Origin of the sequence: Curtobacterium sp. NPDC087082 (assembly GCF_044745045.1) — a bacterium.
Taxonomy (GTDB): Bacteria; Actinomycetota; Actinomycetes; order Actinomycetales; family Microbacteriaceae; genus Curtobacterium.
Genome location: NZ_JBIUZN010000001.1, coordinates 849477 through 868509, shown reverse-complemented (window position 1 = coordinate 868509; position 19033 = coordinate 849477). Strand labels below are relative to the sequence as shown.

At 71.7% G+C, this 19033-nt stretch carries 21 protein-coding genes; 10 read left to right on the top strand and 11 right to left on the bottom strand.

Features of this window, described 5'->3' with window-relative positions; translation table 11 throughout:
* Nucleotides 1–14: 14 nt before the first annotated feature.
* Nucleotides 15–545 (top strand): DUF3800 domain-containing protein, encoded by a 531-nt coding sequence (locus tag ACIPEP_RS04155; protein ID WP_402716580.1) that lies wholly within the window; start codon nucleotides 15–17, stop codon nucleotides 543–545.
* Between the two features lie 196 nt (nucleotides 546–741).
* Here ACIPEP_RS04155 and ACIPEP_RS04150 read toward each other — a convergent pair whose 3' ends face one another.
* The gene (locus ACIPEP_RS04150; protein WP_071294543.1) at nucleotides 742–1071 is read right to left on the bottom strand and encodes a hypothetical protein; all 330 of its coding nucleotides are present in this window, start codon (nucleotides 1069–1071) and stop codon (nucleotides 742–744) included.
* Between the two features lie 30 nt (nucleotides 1072–1101).
* Nucleotides 1102–2772 carry a sodium:solute symporter family protein gene (locus ACIPEP_RS04145; protein ID WP_071294544.1) on the bottom strand — a complete coding sequence of 557 codons (1671 nt, stop codon included), beginning with the start codon at nucleotides 2770–2772 and terminating at the stop codon, nucleotides 1102–1104.
* A 139-nt stretch (nucleotides 2773–2911) separates the two neighbouring features.
* Between ACIPEP_RS04145 and aroQ the strand changes: the two genes are divergently transcribed.
* Complete coding sequence (gene aroQ, locus ACIPEP_RS04140) at nucleotides 2912–3355, top strand: type II 3-dehydroquinate dehydratase (RefSeq protein WP_070418316.1); 444 nt, start codon at nucleotides 2912–2914, stop codon at nucleotides 3353–3355.
* Between the two features lie 96 nt (nucleotides 3356–3451).
* Complete coding sequence (locus tag ACIPEP_RS04135; RefSeq protein WP_402716579.1) at nucleotides 3452–4504, top strand: Gfo/Idh/MocA family oxidoreductase; 1053 nt, start codon at nucleotides 3452–3454, stop codon at nucleotides 4502–4504.
* A 35-nt stretch (nucleotides 4505–4539) separates the two neighbouring features.
* Here ACIPEP_RS04135 and ACIPEP_RS04130 read toward each other — a convergent pair whose 3' ends face one another.
* On the bottom strand, nucleotides 4540–5136 hold the full coding sequence (locus ACIPEP_RS04130; protein WP_309886340.1) for an NAD(P)H-dependent oxidoreductase: 597 nt from the start codon (nucleotides 5134–5136) through the stop codon (nucleotides 4540–4542).
* Between the two features lie 88 nt (nucleotides 5137–5224).
* Between ACIPEP_RS04130 and ACIPEP_RS04125 the strand changes: the two genes are divergently transcribed.
* Complete coding sequence (locus ACIPEP_RS04125) at nucleotides 5225–5686, top strand: MSMEG_6728 family protein (protein ID WP_071294546.1); 462 nt, start codon at nucleotides 5225–5227, stop codon at nucleotides 5684–5686.
* 21 nt (nucleotides 5687–5707) lie between these two features.
* Here the strand turns inward: ACIPEP_RS04125 and ACIPEP_RS04120 are convergent, their stop codons facing one another.
* The 7 genes from ACIPEP_RS04120 to ACIPEP_RS04090 all read right to left on the bottom strand — a co-directional run bounded on the left by ACIPEP_RS04120 (nucleotide 5708) and on the right by ACIPEP_RS04090 (nucleotide 12225).
* Entirely contained in the window at nucleotides 5708–5998 is a 291-nt protein-coding gene (locus tag ACIPEP_RS04120) for a hypothetical protein (protein ID WP_402716578.1), read from the bottom strand.
* A 245-nt stretch (nucleotides 5999–6243) separates the two neighbouring features.
* Nucleotides 6244–6510, bottom strand: a complete 267-nt coding sequence (locus ACIPEP_RS04115) for a hypothetical protein (protein WP_070418313.1) — start codon at nucleotides 6508–6510, stop codon at nucleotides 6244–6246.
* Nucleotides 6511–6600: 90 nt separating this feature from the next.
* Nucleotides 6601–7740 (bottom strand): cysteine desulfurase family protein, encoded by a 1140-nt coding sequence (locus tag ACIPEP_RS04110; RefSeq protein WP_402716577.1) that lies wholly within the window; start codon nucleotides 7738–7740, stop codon nucleotides 6601–6603.
* Between the two features lies 1 nt (nucleotide 7741).
* Nucleotides 7742–8620, bottom strand: a complete 879-nt coding sequence (nadC, locus tag ACIPEP_RS04105; protein ID WP_092386263.1) for a carboxylating nicotinate-nucleotide diphosphorylase — start codon at nucleotides 8618–8620, stop codon at nucleotides 7742–7744.
* Nucleotides 8617–10236: an L-aspartate oxidase gene (nadB, locus tag ACIPEP_RS04100; RefSeq protein WP_402716576.1), complete on the bottom strand. Its 1620-nt coding sequence runs from the start codon at nucleotides 10234–10236 to the stop codon at nucleotides 8617–8619. Before nadB ends, nadC begins: the two co-directional genes overlap by 4 nt.
* A 2-nt stretch (nucleotides 10237–10238) precedes the next feature.
* Nucleotides 10239–11510 (bottom strand): quinolinate synthase NadA, encoded by a 1272-nt coding sequence (gene nadA / locus ACIPEP_RS04095; RefSeq protein ID WP_071294552.1) that lies wholly within the window; start codon nucleotides 11508–11510, stop codon nucleotides 10239–10241.
* A gap of 16 nt (nucleotides 11511–11526) precedes the next feature.
* Nucleotides 11527–12225 carry an NrtR DNA-binding winged helix domain-containing protein gene (locus tag ACIPEP_RS04090; protein ID WP_070418308.1) on the bottom strand — a complete coding sequence of 233 codons (699 nt, stop codon included), beginning with the start codon at nucleotides 12223–12225 and terminating at the stop codon, nucleotides 11527–11529.
* Nucleotides 12226–12347: 122 nt separating this feature from the next.
* On the opposite strand from ACIPEP_RS04090, the gene ACIPEP_RS04085 reads away from it, so the two are divergent.
* The 3 genes from ACIPEP_RS04085 (at nucleotide 12348) to ACIPEP_RS04075 (ending at nucleotide 15509) form a co-directional block, all read left to right on the top strand.
* A complete protein-coding gene (locus ACIPEP_RS04085) occupies nucleotides 12348–12611 on the top strand; it encodes an acylphosphatase (RefSeq protein WP_083403155.1) in 264 nt (87 codons plus the stop codon).
* 128 nt (nucleotides 12612–12739) lie between these two features.
* On the top strand, nucleotides 12740–14218 hold the full coding sequence (locus tag ACIPEP_RS04080) for an MDR family MFS transporter (RefSeq protein WP_402716575.1): 1479 nt from the start codon (nucleotides 12740–12742) through the stop codon (nucleotides 14216–14218).
* A gap of 43 nt (nucleotides 14219–14261) precedes the next feature.
* Nucleotides 14262–15509 (top strand): D-arabinono-1,4-lactone oxidase, encoded by a 1248-nt coding sequence (locus tag ACIPEP_RS04075; protein ID WP_402716574.1) that lies wholly within the window; start codon nucleotides 14262–14264, stop codon nucleotides 15507–15509.
* Nucleotides 15510–15559: 50 nt separating this feature from the next.
* Here ACIPEP_RS04075 and ACIPEP_RS04070 read toward each other — a convergent pair whose 3' ends face one another.
* A complete protein-coding gene (locus ACIPEP_RS04070; RefSeq protein ID WP_402716573.1) occupies nucleotides 15560–16048 on the bottom strand; it encodes a 2'-5' RNA ligase family protein in 489 nt (162 codons plus the stop codon).
* A gap of 143 nt (nucleotides 16049–16191) precedes the next feature.
* Between ACIPEP_RS04070 and ACIPEP_RS04065 the strand changes: the two genes are divergently transcribed.
* Genes ACIPEP_RS04065 through ACIPEP_RS04055 form a run of 3 tightly spaced genes read left to right on the top strand, consistent with a single transcriptional unit; the run spans nucleotide 16192 to nucleotide 18850 of the window.
* On the top strand, nucleotides 16192–17142 hold the full coding sequence (locus ACIPEP_RS04065) for a MetQ/NlpA family ABC transporter substrate-binding protein (protein WP_402716572.1): 951 nt from the start codon (nucleotides 16192–16194) through the stop codon (nucleotides 17140–17142).
* On the top strand, nucleotides 17142–18182 hold the full coding sequence (locus ACIPEP_RS04060) for a methionine ABC transporter ATP-binding protein (RefSeq protein ID WP_071294557.1): 1041 nt from the start codon (nucleotides 17142–17144) through the stop codon (nucleotides 18180–18182). The genes ACIPEP_RS04065 and ACIPEP_RS04060 overlap by 1 nt, the downstream gene beginning before the upstream one ends.
* Nucleotides 18179–18850, top strand: a complete 672-nt coding sequence (locus tag ACIPEP_RS04055) for a methionine ABC transporter permease (protein ID WP_217642545.1) — start codon at nucleotides 18179–18181, stop codon at nucleotides 18848–18850. The genes ACIPEP_RS04060 and ACIPEP_RS04055 overlap by 4 nt, the downstream gene beginning before the upstream one ends.
* Nucleotides 18851–19033: the final 183 nt, after the last annotated feature.

Here is a 19033-nt window from a genome sequence, read left to right as displayed (position 1 = left end):
AATATACTGGCTCGATGCACCGCGCGTACGTCGACGAGTCCGAGCCCGGCGGCGGACTCGACCACACCGCGTACGTGATGGCCGCGGTGGTCGTGCACGACCGGGAGCGCGACGACGTCCGCGCCGGGATCCGAGCCGCGACGCCCCGTCGGATGCGCAAGCTGCACTGGTACGAAGCGCTGCACGCGCAGCGGATCTCGTGGCTCGAACTCCTGCGTCGCGCGGTCGCGGTCGTCGTCGTCCGCTACGACGGGGCGGCCGCGCGCGTCGAACGCCGACGGCGCCACTGTCTCGAACGACTGGTGTGGGAACTCGAACAACGCGGGGTCGGGGAGATCGTCATCGAGTCCCGCGGACGGGCCCACGACGACGCCGACCGATCGATGTTCGATGCGCTCCGACGTCGAGGGGTCGGGCGCTCGGTCCGCCACGAGCACGTGCGCCCGGACGACGAGCCGCTGGTCGCGCTGGCCGACCTGGCGTGCGGCGCACACGTCGCCGCGCTCGACCACGAGTTCGACGGATCGGTCGTCCGCGTGCCGTGACCCGAGCCGGACAGCGCAAAACCCCGGTCCCGCGCTGGCTGCAGGATGCTCCGGGGCTCACTTCCGACCGAGCAGCACGCGGTCGACATATCAATACTAGGACCACCGCCGAACTGCCGTCAACCGGCACCGAGACGGACGGGAGGCGCGGTGCCAGCCGGCACCGCGCCTCCCGTCCGTCGGTCAGTTCAGCTGGTCACGCGAGCTCGCGGCCCTCGCCGGCCGCCTTCTGGTGCTCCTCGGCCTCGGCCTGGCCGATGATGTCCTCCGCCGGGACGGGGTTCAGCCGGTCCCAGAGGAAGAAGAGCAGCCCGCCGACGAGCATCGACAGCCCGACCCACAGGTTGATGTGGATGCCACCGGTCTTCTCGGGGTCGGTGTTCCAGTGCACGATGCCGACGATGGTCACGATGACGCCGTACAGGACGAACAGGCCACCGAGGATGCGACGCAGGTCGAGTCGGCGGGTGGAGCGGACGAGGGCGGCCTTCTGCTCCTCGGTCATGGCGGTGTTGGTGTCGCTCATGGGAGATCTCCTTCGCGGGTCTTCGCGGGCCTAGAGGAACGGGAGGTACAGGACGACGCACAGGATCAGTGCGACGGTGCCGAGCAGCGCCGGGGAGCGGTACCAGGCGGTGTCGGTCGCGACGGAGTCGCTGTGCAGGTCGATCTTGCCGACGCCGTACACCAGCCCGCCGAGCTCCTTCTCGTCCTTCGGCTTCGTGACCATCGACACGACGAACCCGACGACGAGCACGGTGACGAACGAGATGATCGCGCCGTAGAGCGTCTCGGCGGTCGCGGTGGCGAACAGGTCCGGGTTGACGAGGTACGCGATCCACGTGATCGTCGGCGTCACGATGCCGAGGATGTAGCCCCACAGCGCACCGGCGGTGGTCATCCGCTTCCAGAGCAGCCCGAGGATGAACACGGCGAACAGCGGCGCGTTGAAGAACGAGAACAGCGTCTGCATGTACGTCATGATGTTCGACGCCTGCGCGGCGATGAACGCGGTCGCGATGCCGACGAGCACGCCGACGACGGTGACCCAGCGCCCGGTCTTCAGGTAGTGCACGTCGGGCATGTTCGGCTTGATGTAGCGCTGCCAGATGTCGTACGTGAAGACGGTGTTGAACGACGACACGTTCGCCGCCATACCCGCCATGAACGAGGCGAGCAGGCCCGTGACCGCGACGCCGAGCACACCGGTCGGCAGGTACATCTGGATGAGCTTCGGGATCGCGTCGTTGTAGTCGAGGGCACCCGAGGCGAACTGGTTGCCCACGACGGCGGCGGCGATGAGGCCGGGGATGACGACGATCGCGGGGATGAAGAGCTTCGGGATCGCGGCGATGAGCGGGGTGCGGCGGGCGGCGGACATGTTCTTCGCCGAGAACGCGCGCTGCACCTCGGTGAAGTTCGTCGTCCAGTAGCCGAAGCCGAGGACGAACCCGAGGCCGAGCACGATCGCGAGCCAGTTCGCACCGATCGGGTTCGTGACGTCGCCGAAGCCGGTGCCGGCCCACGCCTGCAGGTGCTGCACGCCCTGGGTCTCGGTGATTGCCTTCGAGAGGCCGCTCCAGCCCCCGACGCGGTGCAGACCGACGATCGTCAGCGGGATGAGGCCGGCGATGATCACGAAGAACTGCATGACCTCGTTGTAGATCGCGCTGGAGAGCCCGCCGAGGGTGATGTAGACGAGCACGAAGCCCGCGGACACGATGATCGCGAGCCACTCCGGCCAGCCGAGCATCGCCTCGATGACGATGGCCATGGCGTAGAGGTTGATGCCGGCGATGAGCACGTTCGACACCGCGAACGCGATCGAGTTCACCAGGTGCGGGGCCTTGCCGAAGCGGCGGAGCATGAACTCCGGCACGCTGCGGACCTTGGACCCGTAGTAGAAGGGCATCATCACGAGCCCGAGGAACACCATGGCCGGTACGGCACCGACCAGGTAGTAGTGCAGGGTCGCCATGCCGATCTGGGCACCGTTGGCGGCCATGCCGAGGATCTCGGTCGCACCGAGGTTCGCGGACACGAACGCGAGGCCCGTGATCCACGCGGGCATCGAGCGGCCCGACAGGAAGAAGTCCATGCTCGTCCGGACCTGCTTCCGGGCGGTGAAACCGATCCCGATGACGACCGCGAAGTACACGATGATCATCAGGTAGTCGACCCAGCCCAGATCGAGCCGGATCCCGTTGTTCGCTGCAGCGAGAACCATTCAAACTCCACGTCAGTGTGTTGCGATCGACAACTCCGCCGACCCGGACGGGAACGTTACACCGATTTGTGACCGTTCACATAGCCGAGGTATGCATCGCACCCGCAATGCGACTGCGGGCGCTCGGTAGGCTCCTGCCATGACCGAGCAGCCGCGCATCCTCGTCCTCAACGGCCCGAACCTCGACATCCTCGGACGGCGCGACCCGGACCAGTACGGCACGGTGACGCTCGCCGAGATCGAGGCGATCGTGCACACCGAGGCCGCGGTGCACGAGCTCGAGGCGGACTTCCGGCAGACGAACCGCGAGGGCGAGCTCGTCGAGTGGCTGCACGAGGCACTCGACGACTTCGTGGGCGTGGTGATCAACCCCGCCGCGTACGCCCACACCTCGGTCGCGCTGCACGACGCGGTCGAGGCGCTGTCGGTGCCGGTCGTCGAGGTGCACCTCTCGAACACGTGGAAGCGGGAGCCGTTCCGGCACGTCGACCACGTCGCGACGGCCGCGACGGCCGTCATCGCCGGCGCCGGTGCGGACGGCTACCGCCTGGCGGTCGCGCACGTCGCGTCCCTGCTCGGCTGAGTCGGGTCCAGGAGGCGCGGGTCGGGCCTGCACCGCGCCTCCTGTCCGAGCGCTGGAACGTTCCGTCCGTGGGCATCGCGCGCTATGTTCTTATGTATGGACAAAGTGCGCATCGGGCTCGTCGGCTACGGCATCGGCGGGCGGGCCTTCCACCGGCCGTTCCTGACGGACGCCGAGGGGACCGACCTGGTGGGCGTCGTGGCCCGCTCGTCCGACAAGCGGGAACAGCTCGCGTCCGACCTGCCCGGCGTCCCCGTGCACGACTCGCTCGGCGACCTGCTGGCGGCCGGGGTCGACGCCGTCGTGATCACCACTCCCCCGTCGACCCGGCGCGGCCTCGTGCTCGAAGCGGTCGCGGCCGGCGTCGCCGTGGTCGCGGACAAGCCGTTCGCACCCGATCCGTCGACCGCACGCGAGCTCCGCGACGCCGCCGCGCAGGCCGGGGTCGTCATCGCGCCCTTCCACAACCGCCGGTGGGACACCGACCTCGTGACGCTGCGCGGGGTCCTCGAGGACGGACGGGTCGGCACGCCGCTGCGGTTCTGGTCGCGGTTCGACCTGGTCGAACGCGAGGGCATCGCGACCGACGTCGGGGGCGGCGTGCTCTCGGACATCGGGTCGCACCTGGTCGACCAGGCGGTGTCGCTGTTCGGATCGATCGTGCTGGTGTCGTGCACGCTCGACGTCCGGGACGCCCGCGCGCTCGGACGCGACCAGGACGGCGACATCGATGCCGGGTTCACCCTGACGGCGACGCACGGCTCCGGCGTGGAGTCCGTCCTGACGTCGAACAAGGCGGGCTGGCTGGGCGCTCGTCGCCTGCGCGTGGACGGGGTCGACGGGACGTACGAGGCCTCGAGCACCGACGTGCAGGCGCAGGCCGCGGTCGCGGGGCACGCACCGGCCGACGACCGTCCCGGGTGGGGCGTCGAGCCGGCCGGCGGGACGCTCACGACGGCGGCGGGGTCGGTCGAGGTCCCGTCGTCGCAGAGCTCGTACACGGACTACTACGAGCGGTTCGCGCGTGCGGTCCGGGGACTCGGGCCGGTGCCGGTGCCCGCGGATGACGCCGTGCACGTGGTGGACGTCCTCGACGCAGCGCGTCGCTCGGCGGCATCGGGCGAGACGATCGCGGTCCCCGCGCCCTGACGCGTGCGCTGCGCCGCCGCACGGCGGGCTCCGGATCAGAAGTCGGCGGGGCGCCGGACCTCGGTGGTGGCAGCGGTGGCGAAGCCCCCGCGGATGATCGGGAGCGCCCGCTGCACGGCCTGGTCGATGCGGAGCTCGAGGTCGACGTTCGCGATGTCGTAGCCGCCCTCGCGCTTGGCGAAGTCCCGCTCGTTGCCGAAGACGCCGATCGGCAGCGTCGTCGACTGGAAGAAGCCGAACAGCGGCCGCATCTGGTGCTCGACGAGCAGGGCGTGCCGATCGCTCCCGCCGGTCGCGGTGAGCAGCACCGGGGTGTCGACGAGGTCGTACTGCCCGATCCAGTCGAAGAAGAGCTTGAACGCACCGGAGTACGCGGCGCGGAACGCCGGGCTGCCGACGACGAGGACGTCCGCCGCCTCGACCGTCTCGAGTGCGCGTCGCGTGCGGTCCGACATCGCCTCGCGGGACGGTGCCGCGCCGAGGTCGGCGAGCAGCGGCCCGATCTCGACGGTCTCGGTGCGGGCGTCGTCGATCTCCTGCCCGAGGCGCGCCACCGTCGCAGCCACCAGGGTAGACGTCCGCGAGGGGTCCGAGGGGCTGCCACTGACGCCGACGACGAGTTCTCCGCTCATGTGCTCGATGCTCACACGCCGGGACTCCCGTCGGTCGGCGTGTGACGGCATGTGTCGGGTTCCAGCGCCGCCGCGTACCGTCCGCGCCATGCAGACGTTCTTGCCCTACCCGGACTTCCGCGCCTCGGCCGAGGTGCTCGACGACCGGCGGCTCGGCAAGCAACGGGTCGAGACGCTGCAGGTGATGCGGGCACTGACGCTGCCGGACTACGGCTGGCAGCACCACCCCGTCGTGGCGATGTGGCGTGGGTACCGACCGGCGCTGATGGCGTACCAGCAGGCCACGTGCCGCGCGTGGACCGACCGCGGGTACGCCGACACCTGTCTGGAGAAGACCCTCGCCGACCTCGCGCTCGTCCCCGAGGACCTCGACGCGTACGAGCGGGCCGACTACCCGGTGCCGTCGTGGAACGCGGACCCCGCCGTGCACCGCTCGCACCGGTCGAAGCTCGTGCAGAAGGCGCCGGAGCACTACCGGCCGCTGTTCCCCGACGTGCCGGACGACCTCGACTACGTCTGGCCGGGGACCGTCGCGCCGGTGCCGCGCTGACGACGCGTCCTCCTCGTCGCCTCAGGCGATCGGGGTCCAGCGACCGCCGTCACGGCGGGTGACGACGACGGACAGCACCTCGGCCGTCGCTCGCAGCCCGGTGGCCGCGTGCTCGGCGACGGCATCGGCCACGTCGTCCGACGGCGACTCGAACCGGACCACTGCGCACGGGACCCCGCGCAGCAGCCGGACGTCCCGCGCCTCGACCACCACGAGCTCGGCGACGAGCCGGGCGGCCTCGGGGAGCACGGCGTCCGGGGCGGTGCCGGTTGCGAGCGCTCCGACGGCGAGGGTCACACGGTAGGAGGGCACGGTCCCACGCTAGTGCGAGGGCCCGGGCTCGTGGGCGCGGAGCAGCGCACCGGGACCCGCCGTGGGCACAGGGGGTTCGGGCATCGCACAGGGGAAGCGACGCCCGCGCCCACGACGGGTCACAGGTGCTGCGGAGCACGACGAATCAGGGGGTGTCGTGCCCCGCGCCGGACGCAGGTCAGGGAACCTGGTCCGGCTCGTCGCACCGGCGAGTCCGCAGGGGTCGGACTCGACGGTGCTGGTCCTCAAGGGTGTTCGGTGTCCTCTCGGTACCGGTCCGTCTCGGTCGGTGCGGGCATCGACCGTCGGGCCGCGGCGGGTCGGACCATGGGGAGCAGGGCACTCCCGATGGTCGCCAGTGCTCCGACGACGGCGATGAGCCCGAGCGGGGCGGTGCCGAGGTCGTGCTGCGCGGCCAGGACGAGCGCGAGGACGGTCGCGGGTGCAGGGAGGAGCTGGACCGCCCGGAAGTGGTCCTCCTGCCGGACCCGAGTCGTCATCGCGTTTGCCATGTGAACACTCTGGCGCACTTCGCCGGTCCGCAAAAGGGGGGACACGACCCCACTCATGGAGTAGAACGTCTAGTACACCCTTGTCAGACGTCAGGCGAGGGCGCGGACGGTCGCGACGGCTGCGGCGACGGCATCGACGACCACCGGGACGTCCGCCGCGGTCAGGCCGGCGTCGAACGTCAGGCGCAGCGCCGTCCGGGCGACCTCGTCGGACAGGCCGAGCGCCGTGAGCACGTGCGAGGCCTCGGTGCTGCCGGCAGCGCAGGCGCTCCCGGACGACGACACGACGTCGCGCTCCTCGAGCTCGAGCAGGACCGTCTCGCCGTTCACCCCGGGGAAGCAGAACGACGCGTGGCCGGGCAGCCGCGACGTCCGCGACCCGGTGACGAACGCCCCGGGCACCGACCGGAGCACCCCGTCGAGCACGGCGTCCCGGGTGGCGGTCGCGGTCCGGGCCGCGTCGTCCCGGCCCGCGGCGACGAGCGCGAAGGCCGTGGCGACGCCGACGGCACCCGCGACGTCCTCGGTGCCGGAGCGTCTCCCCCGCTCCTGTCCCCCACCGTGCAGCAGCGGTTCGAGCGCCACGCCGGACCGGACGGCGAGCACGCCGGTGCCCTTCGGTGCGCCGAGCTTGTGCCCGGACACCGACACCGCGTCGACGCCGAGCACGTCGAGCCCGACCGGGAGCCACGGCGCCGACTGGACGGCGTCGGTGTGGAACCGGGCCCCGACGGCGTGGGCGACCGCGGCGAGCGCCGGCACGTCCTGCACCGTCCCGATCTCGTTGTCGGCGTGCGCGATCGAGACGAGGGTGGTGTCGGGTCGGACTGCTGCCGCGAGGACGTCCGGGGCGACGACACCGTCGCGGTCGACCGGCAGGACCGTGACGTCGAACCCGTGGAACCGTTCGAGGTACCGGCAGCTCTCGAGCACCGCCTCGTGTTCGATCGCGCTGGTGACGACGTGGCGACCGCGCGGGGACGCCAGGGCGATGCCCTTCACGGCGGTGTTCGCACCCTCGGTCCCGCCGGTGGTGAACACGACCTCGGCCGGGCGGCACCCGAGCACCGCGGCGACGGTGGCGCGGGCGTCGGCGAGGCCCCGGGCTGCGGCGTCGCCGACCCCGTGCGTGGAGGACGGGTTGCCGAAGGTCCCGGTGAGGTACGGCCACATCGCCTCGAGCACCTCGCGGCGCACGGGCGTCGTGGCCGCGCGGTCCAGGTAGAACACGTCAGACGCCGACGGCCACGTCGACGTCGAGCCCGAGGTCGAGCGCCCGCGCCGAGTGGGTGAGCGCCCCGACGGAGATCACGTCGACACCGGTGGCGGCGATCGCGGCGACGGTGTCGAGGGACACCCCGCCGGAGGCCTCGACGAGGGCTCGCCCGGCGACGACCTGGATGCCGGCCTCGAGCTGGTCGGTGGTGAAGTTGTCGAGCATGATCGTGTCGACGCCGGCCGCCACGACGGGCTCGATCTGGTCGATGCGGTCCACCTCGACCTCGAGGTGGACGGTGTGCCCGAGCCGCTCGCGGGCCGCGGCGATCGCGTCCCCGATGCCGATACCGCCGGCGAGGAGCACGGCGAGGTGGTTGTCCTTCGCGAGCACGGCGTCGGACAGCGAGGTCCGGTGGTTGTGCCCGCCGCCGCACCGCACGGCGTACCGCTCCAGTGCCCGCAGACCGGGCGTGGTCTTGCGGGTGTCGACGATCCGGGCACGGGTGCCGGCGACGGCCGCCACGTAGGTCGCGGTCGCCGTGGCGATGCCGGACATCCGCTGGGCGAGGTTCAGTGCGACCCGCTCGGCACGGAGGACCGACCGGGCGGGACCGCTCACGGTCGCGAGGACGTCGCCCGCGGTGAACCGGCTGCCGTCCGGCACGTGCAGGACCGCGTCGATCGTCGGGTCGACCGCGTGCATCACGGCGACGAACACGTCGCCCCCGCTGAGGACGCCGGGCTCGCGCGCCGCCAGGGTCGCGGTCGCCGTGGCGTCTGCGGGGATGAGCGTCTCGCTCGTGACGTCGCCCCAGGGGGCGTCCTCCTCGAGCGCGGTGTCGATGACGCGTCGGAGGGCGTGCGGGGGGATCGTTCCGGGGTCGACGGTCATGCGGGTACCTCCTGCGGGACGGTGGCGTGCTGGGCGACCCACGCGGTCGACGCGGGGGCTGCTGGATCGGTGTCGGGGTGGTCGGTGCGGGCGTGGGCCCCACGGGACTCGGTCCGGGCCTCGGCGGCGAGCACCGTGACCCGGGCGAGGTCGAGCAGTGCCCGGTCCTCGAGGTCGCGGACGCCGGTCGGCTCGGGCGCGACGAGGGCGGCCAGGTCACGTCGTGCGCTCGCGAGACCACTCGCGTCGCGGAGGAGCCCGACCCGGTCCGTCATGACGGACTGGACCGCCTGGCGGACGTCGGCGGCGTCGGTGGGTCGAGCCGCGCCTCCTGGCAGCAGGGGACGGGAGGCGCGGATCACGTCGGTCGCACTCGGCACGCTGGTGACGGGGAGACCCGCGTCGCCGCGCAGGCGGAGTCTGCCGGGTCGCGGCACGTCGAGCGCGTCCGCTGCGCGGACCGCGAAGACGAGTCCTTCGAGCAGCGAGTTCGACGCGAGCCGGTTGGCGCCGTGGACGCCCGTGCAGGCGACCTCGCCGATCGCGAGGAGGCCGGGCAGGCTCGTCCGTCCCTCGGCGTCGGTGGCGACCCCGCCCATCGAGTAGTGCGCGGCCGGGGAGACGGGGACGCCCTCGCGGGTCCAGTCGAAGCCGGCGGACCGGGTGGCGCGGGTGAGCCCGGGGAAGCGCCGGACGAGGAAGGCGGGGTCGAGGCCGGTCGCGTCGAGGAGCACGGGCCCTCCGTCCTGCTCCCGGACGGCGGCCGCGATGCCCCGGGCGACGACGTCGCGGGGGGCGAGCTCGGCGTCGGGGTGGACGTCCACCATGAAGCGGTGCCCTCGTGCGTCACGGAGCACCGCTCCCTCGCCGCGGACCGCCTCGGAGACGAGCCCGCCGCCGGGGACCGCGAGGCGGGTCGGGTGGAACTGCACGAACTCGAGGTCGGCCAGCACGGCACCGGCACGCCAGGCGGCTGCCTGCCCGTCGCCCGTCGCGACGAGCGGGTTGGTGGTCTCGCGGAACAGGTGTCCGGCGCCACCGGACGCGAGCACGACGGCGTCCGCGTCGATCCGCCGGGGTTCGCCGAGGAGGTCGAGGACGTCGACCCCGACGACCGAGCCGTCCCGGACCACGAGGTCGACGAGGCAGGTCCGTTCGAGGATGGTGACGTGCCGGCGGTGCAGGGCGGCGATGAGGGTGCGCTCGATGGCGGCCCCGGTCGCGTCGCCGTCGGCGTGCACGACGCGCCACCGGCCGTGCGCTGCCTCGCGCCCGCGGGCCAGGTCGTCGCCGTACCGGTCTAGGCTCGTCGGGTCGGTGGTGCGGTCGAAGGGGACGCCGAGCGACAGCAGGTCCCGCACCCGCGCGGGGCCGTCGGTGCAGAGCACCTCGACGGCGCGGGCGTCGGCGCTGCCCGCTGCCGCCACGTGGGTGTCCGCCTGGTGGAGCGAGGCGGAGTCGTCGGCGCCGAGCGCGACGGCGACGCCTCCCTGCGCGTACGCCGTCGCGCCGTCGGCGAGCGCGCCCTTCGTCACCAGGGTGACGTCGTGACGGGCACTCGCGCGGATCGCTGCGGTGAGTCCGGCGATGCCGGAGCCGACGATGACGACGTGCACGGTCAGACCGTGGGTCGGGCGGCGAGCATGCGTTCAAGGGCGACCTTGGCGTCGGCCTGGACGTCGGCCGGCACGACGATCTCGTTGAGGACCTCGCCGCGCACGAGCGCCTCGAGGACCCAGGCGAGGTAGCCGGGGTGGATCCGGTACATCGTCGAGCAGGGGCACACCACGGGGTCGAGGCAGAAGATCGTGTGCTGCGGGTACTCGGCGGCGAGCCGGTTCACCATGTTGATCTCGGTGCCGATCGCGAACGTGGTCGGTTCGGTGGCGGCCGCGACGGTCTTCCGGATGAGGTCGGTGCTGCCGGCGTGGTCGGCGGCGTCGACGACGGCCATCGGGCACTCGGGGTGCACGATGACCTGCACGCCGGGGTGCTCGCGACGGGCCTGGTCGATCTGGTCGACGGTGAAGCGGCGGTGCACCGAGCAGAAGCCGTGCCAGAGGACGACCCTGGCGTCCTGCAGGGTCTGCTCGTCGTTGCCGCCGAGGGGCTTCCGCGGGTTCCACATCGGCATGAGGTCGGTGCTGATGCCCATCGCCTTGGCGGTGTTCCGGCCGAGGTGCTGATCGGGGAAGAAGAGCACGCGCTGCCCCCGCTCGAACGCCCACTCGAGGACGGTCGCGGCGTTCGACGACGTGCACACGATGCCGCCGTGCCGCCCGCAGAACGCCTTGAGGTCGGCGGCGGAGTTCATGTACGTGACGGGGATGACCGGCACGCGGCCGTCGGCGTCGGGCTCGGTGCCGTAGACCTGCTCGAGCTCGGCCCACGCCGCCTCGACGCTGTCGATGTCGGCCATGTCGGCCATCGAGCAGCCCGCGGCGAGGTTCGGCAGGATCACGCGCTGGTCGTCGCGGGCGAGGATGTCCGCGGTCTCGGCCATGAAGTGCACGCCGCAGAACACGATGGCCTCGGCGTCGGGCTTCGTCAGCGCGGCGTTCGCGAGCTGGAACGAGTCGCCGAGGAAGTCCGCGTGCCGCACGACCTCGTCGCGCTGGTAGAAGTGCCCGAGGACCACGACGCGGTCGCCGAGGGTGGCCTTCGCCCGCTCGATGCGTTCGTGCAGCTCGTCGTCCGGGGCGTTCCGGTACTCGTCCGGGATGACGCCCTGCCGGGGCGCCGAGGTCGGGATGACGTCCGACATCGACGAGCCGGGGCCGTAGCCGGGCCGGGAGTCGAAGTCCCACGTCGGCATCGCCAGGTCGGGCGTGCAGGTGCTGCCGGCGGCCTGACCGTTGGAGATCAGTTCGATGGTGGTGGCGATGGACACGGGTGTTCCTTCGGTTCTACGGCTTCTTGCCCTGCTGCAGCGGACCGTTGTCCGCGTAGGCCAGGTCGGGGTTCGAGCGGTACAGCCGGGCCGGCCGGTGCCGGTCCCCGCTCGTGGTCTCGTCCGTCGGCAGGATCGCGTCGGTCTTCTCGACCTGGCGACGGAAGTTCGCGGGGTCGAGCGCACGCCCGAGCACCGCCTCGTACACCCCGCGGAGTTCGGCGAGGGTGAACCGGTCCCCCAGGAACGCCTGGGCGATCCGGGAGTACGACATCTTGTTGCGGAGCCGCCAGAGCGCGTACGCGACGATCCGGTCGTGGTCGAAGGCGAGCGGCGGGTGTTCGTCGGCGAGGAACCACCGCACGTTCCAGTCGTCGGGGACCGAACTCGCCTCGTCCGGGTGGACGAGTGCCCAGTACACGATCGACACGACGCGGCTCGGCGAGCGGTCGACGTCGCCGAAGGCGTAGAGCTGCTCGAGGTAGCGCGGCTGCACGTTCGTGGTCTCGCGGAGGCGGGCCGCGGCGGAGTCCTCGAGCCCCTCGTCCGGCCGCACCCAACCGCCCGGGAGCGCCCACGCCCCCTCGTACGGTTCGGCAACCCGACGCACGAGCGGCATCCACAGCGCCGGTGCCCCGGTGTCCGGGTGCGGGCGCAGCGCCACGATCACGGTGGAGACCGCGACGCGGATGGGGAGCTCGGGAGTAAGTGTCATGATGACTCGAAGTGTTCGGGTTGGGATGACACTATCACCGGGTTTCACGAGACGGAAACAGCGTCGAAAACTCCTGGTCGGACCGCGCGCCTACATTGAGCCGCATGACTACGGTGACGAGGATGCACGCCGTCGTGTCGGGGACGGTCCAGGGGGTCGGTTTCCGGTACTGGACCGCACGGAAGGCCGACGGGCTCGAGCTCGCCGGGTACGCCCGGAACCTGTTCGACGGCACGGTGGAGGTCGAGGCCGAGGGTCCGGCCCCCGCGGTCGACGCCCTGATGACGTTCATCCGGACCGGCCCGCCGTCTGCCGAGGTCACGGACGTGACCTGCCGCGCGGTGGTGCCGCACGGCGACGTCGACGGCTTCGCGATCCTGCACTGACCCGGTCGCCGCCCGACGTCGACGGATGTCGGACCGAAGCGGAATAATCGAATCCACTCAGGCGGTTGCCCTGTCTGCGCCCATGGCGCCCCCTCGTTCCACCAGTCGTGATCCACCAGGAGCCCCGCATGACCCAGGCCGTCGATTCCGCACCCCGCACCGGGAGCGTCGCGCAGCCCTCCGCCGGCGAGACCCGACTCGTGATCGGGCTGCTGCTCGTCTCGGCGTTCGTCGTGATCCTCAACGAGACGATCATGGGTGTCGCGCTCCCGCGGCTCATGGACGACCTCGACATCAGCGCCGCGACCGGGCAGTGGCTCACCACGGGCTTCCTGCTCACCATGGCGGTCGTCATCCCGATCACCGGGTTCCTGCTCCAGCGCTTCAACACCCGGCCGGTGTTCGTCTGGGCGATGAGCCTGTTCTCGGCCGGCACCCTGATCGCGCTGCTCGCGCCCGGGTTCTCGATGCTGCTGCTCGGGCGCATCGTGCAGGCCAGCGGGACGGCGATCATGATGCCGCTGCTCATGACGACGGTCCTCACGCTCATCGAACCGGCGCACCGAGGCCGTGTGATGGGCAACATCTCGATCGTCATCTCCGTCGCCCCGGCGATCGGTCCGACCATCTCCGGCCTCATCCTCAACGCCTTCTCGTGGCGCTGGCTCTTCGGCTTCGTGCTGCCCATCGCCATCGCCGCGCTGATCCTCGGCATGGTCAAGGTCCGCAACGTGTCGACGCCCCGCAAGGCCCCGCTCGACGTGCTCTCGGTCGTGCTGTCCGCCTTCGCGTTCGGCGGCATCGTCTACGGCCTCTCGAGCATCGGCGAGGCCGGCACCACCGGGCCGCTCGTGCCGATCGTCTCCCTCGTCGTCGGCGCCCTCGCCCTCGCCCTGTTCGTGTTCCGGCAGACCTGGCTGCAGCGTGCGGACCGCGCCCTGCTCGACCTCCGCACCTTCCAGACGAAGGGCTTCACCGTCCCGATCGTCGCGATGGGCCTGAGCTTCATGGCGATGTTCGGCACGCTGATCCTGCTGCCGATCTACCTCGAGCGGGTCCTCGGGCTCGACGTCCTGAACGTGGGCCTGCTCCTGCTGCCCGGCGGCCTCATCATGGGCCTGCTGTCCCCGATCGTCGGTCGCGTCTACGACCGCCGTGGTCCGCGGGTGCTGCTCATCCCGGGCTCGATCATCGTCAGCGCCGTCCTCTGGGCGCTCTCGACCGTCGGCGTCGACACCAGCGTGTGGTTCGTGCTCGGCGCCCACGTCGTCCTGAGCATCGGGCTCGCCCTCACCTTCACGCCGCTGTTCACCGCGGCGCTCGGCGGGCTGCCCCCGAAGCTCTACTCGCACGGCAGCGCGGTCCTCGGCACGGCGCAGCAGCTGGCCGGAGCCGCCGGCACGGCGCTGTTCGTCACGCTCCTCACCATCGGTGCCTCGGGTGCGGCGGCCGGCAGCGGCGCCGCGGGCCTCGCCGAGGCCACGGCCTCCGGCGTGCGGACGGCGTTCCTCGTCGGCGCGGTGATCTCGCTGTTCGGGATCGTGATGTGCTCCCTCGTGCGTCGCCCGGCGACCCCGGACGGTGCCCCCGCACCGTCGATGCACTGACCGGAACCGCACGCGCCGGGGCGCGCGTGGCATCGTGGGCGTCATGCGGTCGACGACGAGCGAGCTGAACTGGTCCGGCACGGTCACATACACGGCCGAACGGGTCCTCCGCCCGTCGTCGATCGACGAGGCCGCCGAGATCGTCGCCCGGTCCCCCCGGGTGCACGGTCTCGGCACCCGGCACTCGTTCAACGACGCGCCGGACGCCCCCGGCGTGCTGCTCGACCTCACCGGGATCCCGACCGACCTCGCAGTCGACGCCGTGCGGCGGACGGTCACGATGGGCGCCGGTACCCGCTACGGCGTCGTCGCGCCCGAGATCGACCGCGCCGGGTTCGCGCTGCACAACACGGGGTCGCTCCCCCACATCTCGATCGCCGGCGCCATCGCGACCGGTACACACGGTTCCGGCACCGCACTCGGGTCGCTGAGCACCGCGGTCCGGTCGTTCGAGGTGCTCGGGCCCGACGGGTCCGCACGGACGATCGACCGCGACGACCCGGCGTTCGACGGCGCCGTGCTCCACCTCGGCCTGCTCGGCGTCCTCACCCGGGTCACGCTCGACGTCGAGCCGAGCTACCGGATGCGCCAGGACACCTACGGGCCGATCCCGTGGGACACCTTCACCGCCCACGTCGCCGAGGTCCACGCCGCTGCGACGTCCGTCTGCTCGTACACGGTGTTCGGCGACACGGTGAGCGAGGTCCTGCTGAAGTCGCGCGTGCCGGACGGCGACGACGACGTGGCCGTCCCGGACGAGCTGTTCGGCGCGCCCCGGCTGCCCGGCTCGCCCGGCGACGGACACCACACCGCCCGGGACGGCTCGGTCGGGCCGTGGTGGGACCGGCTGCCGCACTTCCCGATCGACTCCGTGCCGAGCCACGGCTCCGAGGTGCAGAGCGAGCACTTCGTCCCGCTCCGGCACGCGGGTGCGGCGCTCGACGCCGTCCGGACCATGGCCGCCCGCATCCAGCCGCACCTGCACGTCTGCGAGCTCCGCACGATGGCGGCGGACCCGTTCTGGTTGAGCCCGACGCAGGGCGAGGACGTGCTCTGCATCGCGTTCACGTGGCAGAAGCACCCGGTCGAGGTGGCCGCGTTGCTCCCGGACCTCGAGGCGCTCCTCGCACCGTTCGACGGACGACCGCACTGGGGCAAGATGAGCTCCCTCGACGCGGCCGCCATCGCCGGGCTGTACCCGCGGCTGGCCGACTTCCGCGACCTGGTCGCGGCGGCCGACCCGGAGCGGACGTTCGCGTCGTCGTTCGGCGAGCGGGTCCTGGGGACGTGAGCCGCGCCTCCTGGGCCATAGTCACGACGCGGACGTGAGCCGTGCCCGCGTCACCCGATCGACGTGACGGTCCTGGACTCTCCGTCCCAGAACCGCACGCCACCGACCACGAGATCGGGGAGCGGAGTCCCGCGGAGCGCCGCGACGGCCGCACCGAGGTCCTCGTCCCGGACCCGTCGCGCGAACGTCAGGTGCGGCGACCACGCGCCCGGCGACGTGGTCTCGACGCCCCCCGGGGACGCCCGGTGCACCGCCTCGTGGAACGCGGCGAGCGCTGGGTCGACGACCACCGCGCGGGCGAGCACCGAGCGCCCGGGTCCCGCGGGGAACAGCAGGACGCCACCGAGCCGGAGCCGCGACGGCACCGGCACGTCGAACCCGCTCGGGATCCGGAGGTCGTCGCCCGCGGCCAGCGTGACGTGGGGGCTGTTGGTGTCCGACCGTCCGAGGCTCGGCAGGTCCGCACGGACCAGCGCGTCCCACGCGGCGCGCACGGCGGCGTCCGACGACGGATCGAGGACGAGTTCGAGACTGCGCACGTACCGAGTGAACCAATGAACCGTGTGACAGGGATGTAACACGGCGGAACGGAACTCGCACCGTGCCGGGCTGCCCGTCACACTCGACTGCACGCCGCGGACCACCGCGGACCCCCACAGCACTGCCCACGAGGAGCTCCGTCATGTCCGCTGCACCCGCTCTGCCCGAGAAGCCGAAGGGCAAGCGCCCGATCGGCTGGATCATCGCCGCCGCGGTGGTCGTCGTCGCGATCGTCGTCGCCCTCATCGTCGGCGCCGTCCGCTCCGGCGGGTCCGACGACGGCGCTGCCGCCGGTGGTTCGCCGAAGACCGTCACGATCGGCGTCGCGGACAAGTCGCTCTCCTACTGGAGCACCTACACGAAGCTCGCGAAGTCGAAGCTCAACGTGACGGTCAAGCTGACGAACTTCTCGGACTACTCGCTGCCGAACCCGGCGCTCAAGGACAAGCAGCTGGACCTCAACCAGTTCCAGCACATCCAGTACCTCGCCGACTACAACGTCACCTCGAACGACGACCTGCAGCCGATCGGCTCGACGGCCGTCTACCCGCTGCCGCTCTACGCGACGAAGTACGACGACGTCGCCGACCTGCCCGAGGGCGCCAAGGTCGCGATCCCGGACGACTCGATCAACCAGGCCCGCGCGCTGCTCATCCTGCAGGCGGCGAAGCTCGTCACGCTCAAGGACGGCGGGTCGGCCTTCTCGACGACCACCGACATCGAGTCGTCGAAGGTCGACGTCCAGCCGCTGAACGCCTCGCAGACGGCGAACGCCCTGCAGCAGGGCTCGGTCGCGGCCGCCGTGGTGAACAACAACTACGCCACCGCCGCCGGCCTGCCGATCTCCGACGCGATCTACCAGGACGACCCCTCGAGCGCGAGCGCGGCACCGTACGTCAACGTCTTCGCCGTGCGCAACGCCGACAAGGACAACACGACCTACCTCGACCTCGCGAAGCTCTTCCAGGACGAGTCCGTGCAGAAGGTCTTCAAGAAGGACCTGCCCGAGGCGGTCAGCCGTGACGAGAGCGCGTCCACCTTGCAAGAGGAGCTCGCGAAGGTCGAGCAGGACGCGAAGGCGGCCAAGCAGTAGTGCCGGTCCTCGTCGAACTCCGCGGCGTCTCGAAGCACTACCGCCGCGCCGACACCGGCGAGACCGTGGTGGCCGTCGAGGACGTCTCCCTGGACGTGCACCAGGGAGAGGTCCTCGGCGTCATCGGGTACTCCGGTGCCGGCAAGTCCACGCTCGTCCGGCTCGTCAACGCGCTCGAACTGCCCTCGTCCGGGTCGGTGACGGTCGCCGGCAACGAGCTCACGGCGCTGCCCGAGCGGGACCGCCGGACGGCACGGCGCAACATCGGGATGATCTTCCAGCAGTTCAACCTCTTCCGGTCCCGCACCATCGCCGGCAACGTCGCGTACCCGCTCAAGGTCGCGGGCGTGCCGAAGGAGGAACGGGACCGCCGGGTCGCCGAGCTGCTCGACTTCGTCGGGCTCCTCGACCGCGCGTACGCCTACCCCGAGCAGCTCTCCGGTGGGCAGAAGCAGCGCGTCGGGATCGCCCGGGCGCTCGCGGCGTCGCCCGACCTGCTCCTCGCCGACGAGGCGACCAGCGCGCTCGACCCCGAGACCACGTCCGAGGTCCTCGGGCTCCTCCGCCGGGTGAACAAGGAGCTCGGCGTCACGATCATCGTCATCACGCACGAGATGGACGCCGTCCGACAGATCGCCGACCGCGTCGCCGTCATGGAGCAGGGGCGCGTCGTCGAGGTCGGGGACGTCTACGACGTGTTCGCGAACCCGCAGACCGGCGCGGCCCAGCGCTTCGTCCGGACCGCCCTGCACGACCGGCCCTCGGCGGAGACCGTCGCACGGCTGCGCGAACGGCACCCCGGTCGCCTCGTCACGGTCCAGATCACCGACGAGGCCGGGCTGCAGAACCGCATCGACCAGGTCTTCCGCTCCGCCGGGGTGACCGCCGAGCTCGTCTACGGCGGGGTCGGCGAGATCCGGGAACGCCGGATCGGGTCGCTCACCTACGAGCTGACCGCGGCCCGTCCGTCCGAGATCGACGCTGCCGTCGCGGCCCTCCGTGCCGCGCGCATCACCACCGACGAGGAGGGCGCAGCGTGAACAACTCGTTCCAGAGCGTGATCGACACGTTCGACGTCTTCGTCGCGTCCATCCGCGACACGATCGTGATGTCCCTGGTGTCGCTCGTCATCGCCGGCATCATCGGCCTGGCGCTCGGCCTCGCGCTGTACGCCACCCGCCCGGGCAACCTGCTCGGGAACCGGGCCGCGTACACGATCATCAACGTGGTCGTGAACCTCGTCCGGCCGATCCCGTTCGTGATCTTCCTGGCGGCGATCGCCCCGCTCTCCCGCGTGGTCGTGCAGACCACGATCGGCGTCCCCGCGGTGACCTTCGCGATCTCGCTCGCGGCGTCGTTCGCGGTGTCCCGGATCGTCGAGCAGAACCTGCTGTCGGTGGACCCCGGCGTCGTCGAGGCGGCTCGGGCATCGGGAGCGCACCCGCTGTCGATCCTGCTCACGGTCCTCATCCCCGAGGGCCTCGGACCGCTCATCCTCGGCTACACGTTCATCTACATCGGCATCGTCGACATGACGGCGCAGGGGGCGTTGATCGGTGGCGGTGGGCTCGGCGAGTACGCGATCACGTACGGGTCGCAGCGGTACGACTGGTGGATCGTGTACGTGTCGGTGGCGGCGATCGTCATCATCGTGCAGCTCGGCCAGTTCATCGGCAACCGGCTGGCGCGGGCGACCCTGCGTCGCTGACGCGCGCGCGTCCGGGCACCCGGAAGGCGACCGCCAGGAGGCGGGGGGGGGGGGCCCCCCCCCCCCCCCCCCCCCCCCCCGGGGGGGCCCCCGGGGGCCGGGGGCGCCCCCCCCCGGCCCCCCCCCCCCCCCCGCGGGGGGGGCCCCCCCCCCCGCCCCCGCCGCCCCCCCCCCCCCCCCCCG

Bases quoted from the DNA above. Each gene is read 5' to 3' on its own strand.
- nadC (WP_092386263.1), bottom strand. From the start codon at position 8,620: ATGACCGTCGACCCCGGAACGATCCCCCCGCACGCCCTCCGACGCGTC.
- ACIPEP_RS04150 (WP_071294543.1), bottom strand. From the start codon at position 1,071: ATGAGCGACACCAACACCGCCATGACCGAGGAGCAGAAGGCCGCCCTC.
- ACIPEP_RS04085 (WP_083403155.1), top strand. From the start codon at position 12,348: ATGCACGCCGTCGTGTCGGGGACGGTCCAGGGGGTCGGTTTCCGGTAC.
- ACIPEP_RS04125 (WP_071294546.1), top strand. From the start codon at position 5,225: ATGCAGACGTTCTTGCCCTACCCGGACTTCCGCGCCTCGGCCGAGGTG.
- ACIPEP_RS04135 (WP_402716579.1), top strand. From the start codon at position 3,452: ATGGACAAAGTGCGCATCGGGCTCGTCGGCTACGGCATCGGCGGGCGG.
- ACIPEP_RS04115 (WP_070418313.1), bottom strand. From the start codon at position 6,510: ATGGCAAACGCGATGACGACTCGGGTCCGGCAGGAGGACCACTTCCGG.
- aroQ (WP_070418316.1), top strand. From the start codon at position 2,912: ATGACCGAGCAGCCGCGCATCCTCGTCCTCAACGGCCCGAACCTCGAC.
- ACIPEP_RS04090 (WP_070418308.1), bottom strand. From the start codon at position 12,225: ATGACACTTACTCCCGAGCTCCCCATCCGCGTCGCGGTCTCCACCGTG.
- ACIPEP_RS04155 (WP_402716580.1), top strand. From the start codon at position 15: ATGCACCGCGCGTACGTCGACGAGTCCGAGCCCGGCGGCGGACTCGAC.
- ACIPEP_RS04065 (WP_402716572.1), top strand. From the start codon at position 16,192: ATGTCCGCTGCACCCGCTCTGCCCGAGAAGCCGAAGGGCAAGCGCCCG.
- ACIPEP_RS04080 (WP_402716575.1), top strand. From the start codon at position 12,740: ATGACCCAGGCCGTCGATTCCGCACCCCGCACCGGGAGCGTCGCGCAG.
- ACIPEP_RS04145 (WP_071294544.1), bottom strand. From the start codon at position 2,772: ATGGTTCTCGCTGCAGCGAACAACGGGATCCGGCTCGATCTGGGCTGG.
- ACIPEP_RS04075 (WP_402716574.1), top strand. From the start codon at position 14,262: ATGCGGTCGACGACGAGCGAGCTGAACTGGTCCGGCACGGTCACATAC.
- ACIPEP_RS04130 (WP_309886340.1), bottom strand. From the start codon at position 5,136: ATGAGCGGAGAACTCGTCGTCGGCGTCAGTGGCAGCCCCTCGGACCCC.